Annotated in this window: 5 protein-coding genes; 2 read left to right on the top strand and 3 right to left on the bottom strand. The window is 45.7% G+C overall.

Annotation, left to right across the window (positions count from 1 at the left end):
* Positions 1-49: 49 nt before the first annotated feature.
* Positions 50-1,009 carry a 6-bladed beta-propeller gene (locus tag AB1466_03275; protein MEW6189120.1) on the bottom strand — a complete coding sequence of 320 codons (960 nt, stop codon included), beginning with the start codon at positions 1,007-1,009 and terminating at the stop codon, positions 50-52.
* Positions 1,010-1,232: 223 nt separating this feature from the next.
* Here AB1466_03275 and AB1466_03270 point away from each other — a divergent pair, with 223 nt between their 5' ends.
* Positions 1,233-2,162 carry a NapC/NirT family cytochrome c gene (locus tag AB1466_03270; protein ID MEW6189119.1) on the top strand — a complete coding sequence of 310 codons (930 nt, stop codon included), beginning with the start codon at positions 1,233-1,235 and terminating at the stop codon, positions 2,160-2,162.
* Between the two features lie 11 nt (positions 2,163-2,173).
* Positions 2,174-3,232: a NapC/NirT family cytochrome c gene (locus AB1466_03265; GenBank protein ID MEW6189118.1), complete on the top strand. Its 1,059-nt coding sequence runs from the start codon at positions 2,174-2,176 to the stop codon at positions 3,230-3,232.
* 110 nt (positions 3,233-3,342) lie between these two features.
* Here the strand turns inward: AB1466_03265 and AB1466_03260 are convergent, their stop codons facing one another.
* Both AB1466_03260 and AB1466_03255 read right to left on the bottom strand, forming a co-directional pair.
* The gene (locus AB1466_03260; protein MEW6189117.1) at positions 3,343-5,388 is read right to left on the bottom strand and encodes a tetratricopeptide repeat protein; all 2,046 of its coding nucleotides are present in this window, start codon (positions 5,386-5,388) and stop codon (positions 3,343-3,345) included.
* A 694-nt stretch (positions 5,389-6,082) separates the two neighbouring features.
* Positions 6,083-6,540 (bottom strand): hypothetical protein (locus AB1466_03255; protein ID MEW6189116.1); only part of this gene is annotated, 458 nt, incomplete at its 5' end.

Below are 6,540 nucleotides of genomic sequence, written 5' to 3'. Positions count from 1 at the left end.
AAATCAAATTTATTTCAGCAGGAAAAAGCATCAGGGAGGGACTGTCCCTCTAATAGCGCCAGACCATGACGGAGTTTTTTCCTCGATCCGTAATGTAAATTCTCCGGGTGGAACTGGAGATGGCAATCCCGTTGGGGAAGCCGAATTGATGTTCACCCTCATCGAACCCACCATAGGAGAAGAGATGCTTCCCCTTGGCATCGAAGACAAAAACCGCTCGCGAAAAAGTATCCACCACGTGGATTCTCCCCTTCCCATCGATGGCTATTCCTCTGGGGAGGTTAAAGAGTGCCTTAGACCTCCCAAGGAAACTCAGGAAATTTCCTTGGGGATCAAAGACTTGCACCCGCCTATTGTTGGAGTCGGCGACCAAAATTGTGCCATCTTCCAAAGCAGTGATTCCATTTGGAAATAAAAAATCCCCTTTCTTGCTACCCTTTTTTCCAAATTTAAGCAATAACCTGCCTCTCTTATCGAACACCTTTACACTTTGATCCCCAATATCGGTTACATATAGTTTATCGTTGGCGAAGGTCACGGCAAGAGGCTTAATTAGAACCCTTGAATTCTCTCTCCCTCTCGGAAAGTTGTAGAGGAATCTCCCTTGAAAATTAAAGACCATGAGTTTTTGGGAACGAATTTCCGAGACATAGATTTTTCCGTCGTCATCTATAGTAATTCCCACGGGATAGGTGGTAGGTTTTTCGACTGCTATTGTGGTCACTGGAAAGGAAGATAAGAAGCGTCCATCCAAATTGAAGATTTTTACCTCAGAATTCCCACTATCCGCAACGAAGACTCTATCCTGAAAAATAGTTATCCCAAGCGGTCCGCGTAATGGATTTATTACCCTCGCACCTTCACTTTTTCCTTTAATACTGAATAGAAATTCGGGAGGTCTAATCACACGAGGCTTGCTATAAAAAAGATAAACTAGGATGATGGCTAATACCGCCAACAGCAAAAATCCAGCTATAAAAGCCCATCTTTTTTGCGAAAATTTCAACATTACTTTCCACAAAGTCCGTATCTGAAAACCTCTCGGATTCGTGGGAATTTTTGTTGCCTCCTAAGGGATTAGCTGTATCTTATTCCTGCTTATGATAACAGGTTTAAAAAGCTCAAGGCAAGTGCTGCTTGTTGCACCTGATTATGTTCGCTTGTAAAATAAGCCTAAAGTTGAAGGACTTCCTGGAGAACTTCCCTAAAGAATTCTTGAAAGGACAATTAAAGTGGCAAAAAGGAAGGCCTGGATTGTTGTCGCTATAGTACTCCTGGGATATATCCTAATTGCAGCGGGTCTGATGATTCTCACCTCCCAATCATTCTTTTGTCAATCTTGCCATGTGATGAGAAAACCCCATGAAACCTGGAAAAACTCCTCCCACAGTCAAGTGAATTGCTACGGTTGCCACGGCGAGCTCGGACCTTTGGGTTTCCTTGAAGAAAAAATGGAAGAATTAAGAATGATTGTGCTCTTTCTCACCAAATCGTACCAAAGACCCATATCGAGTACGGTGCAAAATGATGGTTGTTTGCGCTGCCATCAAAGGGTCCTCCAAAAGATCGTGGTAAAGAGCGCCATCCGTATAAGCCATGGCGATTGCATTCCGGAAGGAGGAAAATGCACCGATTGCCACAATACAATCGCCCATGGGAAAGCCGTGACAAAGGAAAACCAGCCCACCATGGATAAATGCACACAATGCCATGGAAGGAAAGCAACCAAGGATTGCCTCAAATGCCACGTGAAGGGAGAAAGGAAAAGACATGCGGGTCCCTGGGCCGTGACTCATGGGACCACATGGGAGAAGACTCATGGTATGGGCGATACATCAACCTGTATCATTTGCCATGAAAAAGAAGATTGCGAAAGATGCCACAGTTTAATGCCTCATCAGACCAACTGGCCCTATATCCACGGGGAAAACTCCAAAACGGGCGATGAAAATTGTCTTGATTGTCATATCCGAAGCTTCTGTGTCAATTGCCATCAGATGGAGATGCCCCATCCCGAGGGCTTCTTGAAAAAACATTCTAAGGAGTTTAAGAGGCTTGGAAGGGGAAAATGCCTTAGATGTCACGTCAAAAAGACATGTAATTACTGTCATATCAAGCACATCCACCCGGGAGTGGTAATGCCCAAGGTCACAGCTCCATAAGGTTAAGGATAATGATGCCGAAGAATTGGCTTTATCTATTGAGCAGGGAAAGAATAATATCGATCCTTAAGAATCCGGAAGCCCATCCACAGGAAGCCGTATTACTCATGGGTATGTTCATCGTCGTGGTATTAATGATCCTAACCATTGCAGCTTTAATAGTCTTTAGACCATCCAAAGAGAAAAGAAAGCCTCGCGAAAAGCTCACTAAAAGGCAGATAACCATTCGCATAGGAATAACTTTGGTTATCATCTTGGTCCTCCTTGCCTCTGCAATGTACTATTCCTCTCTACCGAATTTCTGCCGCTCTTGCCACACCATGAAGGGAGAATACTATGCATGGAAAGAATCTCCCCACAAGAAGGTAAATTGCCTTTCTTGTCACCAGCAGCCCGGTGTGCTTGGGCTGTGCATGGAAAAAACGAGAATGACCTCAATGATCATCTCCCAATTAAGGCGGAGTTACAAAGAACCCATAACCGCCATGGTAAGAGACGAGTCCTGCCTCTCTTGCCACTCTGATATCACCCAAGAAAAGAAAATCAGATATACCATAAGGGTGAGCCACAAAGAAATCCTCGACAGTGGATACAAATGCACTAACTGCCACAATACAATAGCTCATGGCAAGATGGTTCCCAATGGAAAGTTCCCCGCCATGGAAAGATGTGTCCTTTGTCACAACGATAAGCGAGCTTCCAGTAACTGTCGTTTATGCCATATTGAGGATATTGGCAAAAATCCTCGGGAAGAGGTCGACTTCCCGAAGGTTCATTTGGAGGAACCGACTAGCTGTAGGGGATGTCATCCCATTGAGACATGTAATCAATGTCACGGTTTAGAGATGCCCCACCCTCCCAACTGGGAAAAGAAACATCCTCGCGAGGGTTTCGTGAATAAGAAGCTCTGCTGGAAGTGCCACAATATGCCCTTCTGCCAGCACTGCCATAAGAGAATGCCCTGGCCACATGCAGAAGACTTTCCGAAAACCCACGGTCCCGCCTCTAAGGTACCTGGTGCATGCGGCTGTCACGAACGGGAAAAGTTCTGCCCCATCTGCCACGAGTAGCCGCGGGGTCCACCAGGAGATTTGCAGCGTCGGTTTCACCTGCCCGTCGGCAGGCGGGTCATCGACAAAGGAATTGCAGGAGAGAAGTTCCTACCGGCAGATAGGCCGCGCTACTCCTTCAATTGCCTGAGGGCTTTATGAACTTCCATATTGAATGGATCCAACTCCAATGCCTTTTTATAAGCACAAATCGCTCCCTTTACCGCTCCCTTTTCGTGATAAGCCTTCCCCATGAGAAGATAGGCATCCAGTTCATCCGGTTTTAACTCCACCGTCCTTTGCCACTGGGCAATGGCTTCATCTAGCTCCCCTTTTAGATAATACGCCACTCCCAAGTTGTAATGAGATTGAGAATAATTAGGCTCCAATTTGATCAGTTTTTTGTAGGTTTCAATTGCTTTATCCGCCATTTTCAAATCCCCCTTTTCAGCAACTTTAAGGTAAGCATCGCCAAGACGTGCGTAGCCATTCCGCTCACGAGGATTAAATCTCAAAGCCTCAATATACGTTGATATAGCCTCTTTATACCACCGGGAATCACCTTGAGCATCGCTTTTAAACTCATAAATTTTTCCCAACAGAAATAGATACTCCTCTTCAAGGGGATAAAGCCTTACCGCCAATTTAGCTTCGCCAATGGCATCATCGTAAAGACCGAATTGTAGATGATCCAAAGCCCTGCGAGCATGGAGATCGGCAACGAAGGGAATAATCGCCATCTTTAACAAGTAGAAGGTGAATACAATGGTGAGCAAAGAGATTATCAATCGCGCAGCAAATCCCCACCTCTTTCCACCAAAATCCAGTTTTAACTCCTTCGTATGGACAAAGCCTGAAAGCCTGGTCACGGTCATAGCGAGCCCAATGATCATCCAAAAAATGGGGGCTACGCCGATTACGTGAAAGCTGAATTGGATCTGAATTAGATAACCGATAATTCCCGCCAACAAACCTATTGAGAGTGGATGCCACCTTCTATCAAGCGCCTTAAATAGTGAAACACCCACTCTGAAAAATACGATCAGCAGCCACAGATATGTGATCAGCCCAAGTACTCCCATTCCCGTGGCTACCTCCAGGAGATCATTGTGGGGAGAGCCCGGTCGGGCATTTTCCCGCACCACCACTTCGTAATGAGGTGGAAGATAGGAGGGGAAAACAAGCCAAAAAGTATCGGATCCCGTTCCCATCAGAGGATTGTCAGCGATGATCTTCAGGCTACTTTGCCACATGAGTATTCTGCTCGCAGCGGTGCCCCTTTCAAATTGTGCCAAGGAAGCCAGCCTCTCACCTAGGGCATAATCTTTACCCGAAGCCACGAAACTACCGTGAAATGCATACAGGGTGATGACTTCCGCGATCAAAAAGAGTAAAAGCACTAAGCAGAAAAATTTCTTCTGCCACAAGTGTCGCCTAAAAGCGATGACCAGAAAGATGATCGACATCGCAAAGGCGAGCCAGGCGGCTCTGCAAAAGGTAAACACCAGACAGGGTATGGCTAAAAGGACATTCATTAAAGCCAAATTCTTTAACCATACTAATCTCCCAAAATTCCAAAATTCCTCAGTGCACAGAACGATAATCATGGCAACGGGTATGACGAGAACCAGATAACCCCCAAGATAGATGGGATTGCCCAGAGTGGAGGAGCTTCGGGCGGGATCGGCAATGTAATAGAGATTCCATTCACCAAATGTAATGCCCAAATATTGCAATATTCCAATTATCGATATTACCGAGCAAGAAGCAAAAAGGGCTATCAGAAACCGCCGAAAATCTCGTTTCTCACAGAAAAAGTTAAAAGAGAGATAATAGAGGAAAGCGTAGGAAATGAGGGTAAAGAATCCTTGATTCCTTCGACATTCACCGAGCAAACTAACGTAGATGTTCTTCGAAAGGAGGGTTGAAATCCCAGCTATTAGAAGAAATGCTAAAAAGGGAATATCTAAAGGGCTTCTGGCGAGCTTCATTTTACCGAGGATTATTTTTATCAGTAAAACACCAAGGAAGATCAGGGATAGAACCCTTACAAAGGTAACTTTTGGAAGATCATAGCGCAAAAGATTGAAGGGGCTGAAAGTTAAAGGTAGGAGAAAGACAAGGAGTATCAATCCCCACTTGATTATCCTATCGCACCATGAGGAATATCCACCCACCTTTTATCCCCCTTGGATTTTCTAGCATTTGCTAAAATTGGCTTCCTTTTTCTAACTTGGGCCACAACCCAAAAACGGGCGGTCTTTAATCATAAACAACGTCATCTCCACGTCTGAAGCCGCATCGCTGCCGTCCCTTCTGTGGACTTAACCACGGACGTAATTCGCTCACCAGTGTATATTTGGATCCATAGGGCTTCGAATAACAAAAATGCCGCAAAGAATCAAGAGAACTAGCGCCGCAATATAACCACTTTACTCCTCAAAATGATTCTGTAACTGGATAATCCCAAGAAAATGATAGCTCCCAATGCACCTAGCCATGCGGAACGGGCGTATGTAAAAGTGAGCGACAAAAGCAAGAGAGCGATCATCAGAAGGAGCGCGAATCTTAATCTCCCACGCTGATTTACCAGTAGAGCCAAAGAAAGTGGAAGCATATTAGCACCAAATATCCTCCAAAAAACCCAAAGCATTGCCAAAGGTAGAAAAGCTTGGCGAGCTCGGTTCCCTTTGAATAAAGACCACTTAGTGGATCGATGCTCAAATGCTGAAAAATCCCATAAATTAGGACAAAAATGTAGGGGGCGGAGTTTATCTCCGCCCAAAATGTTTTGCCTACCGTCCAGCAAGCAATCCCGACCTAAGAAGTTTGCGGGAGACAAGCTCCCGCGCTACCCATATTTGAACTCGATTAGGGCAATGATGGCGTGAAGTGACAATCGTTGCAGACGTCGTCCAATTTATCTGCGGATGCATCAAAGGTATTCTTCAGCATATCTCTTGATGTGACCGTTCCAGTTACTGGATTGGTACCCTGGCGGTGTGGCCAAACGCCGGGGATTCCATCAGTTTGATGGCAATGTCTACAGGTTGGACCATCATTTTCATTATCCGGGAATGAAACTTTGCCCGGGGCTGCAGGGAAATCAGGATGGCCGTGGCAACCACCAGGAGCACCGCAAGGATAAGTGGCAGAGACGTGAGGACCAGCAGTACTGCAGTCGTGACCGTATCTTGGAACTGTATTCCCCGCACCCATGTACTTAACATCTGTGTGCAGTCCGTAATTTGCGGAGTGGCAGTCGGAACACCACTCGCTCTCATCGCCGGTGCCAGTCCAGTACAGAGCCTCACCTGGGTCTGGGTTGT

This window comes from Actinomycetota bacterium (assembly GCA_040755895.1).
Classification (GTDB): domain Bacteria; phylum Actinomycetota; class Aquicultoria; order Subteraquimicrobiales; family Subteraquimicrobiaceae; genus Subteraquimicrobium.
Note: the sequence above shows the minus strand (reverse complement) of the source record. Positions and strands in the feature narration are given on the sequence as shown.

Bases quoted from the DNA above. Each gene is read 5' to 3' on its own strand.
- AB1466_03275 (MEW6189120.1), bottom strand. From the start codon at position 1,009: ATGTTGAAATTTTCGCAAAAAAGATGGGCTTTTATAGCTGGATTTTTG.
- AB1466_03265 (MEW6189118.1), top strand. From the start codon at position 2,174: ATGATGCCGAAGAATTGGCTTTATCTATTGAGCAGGGAAAGAATAATA.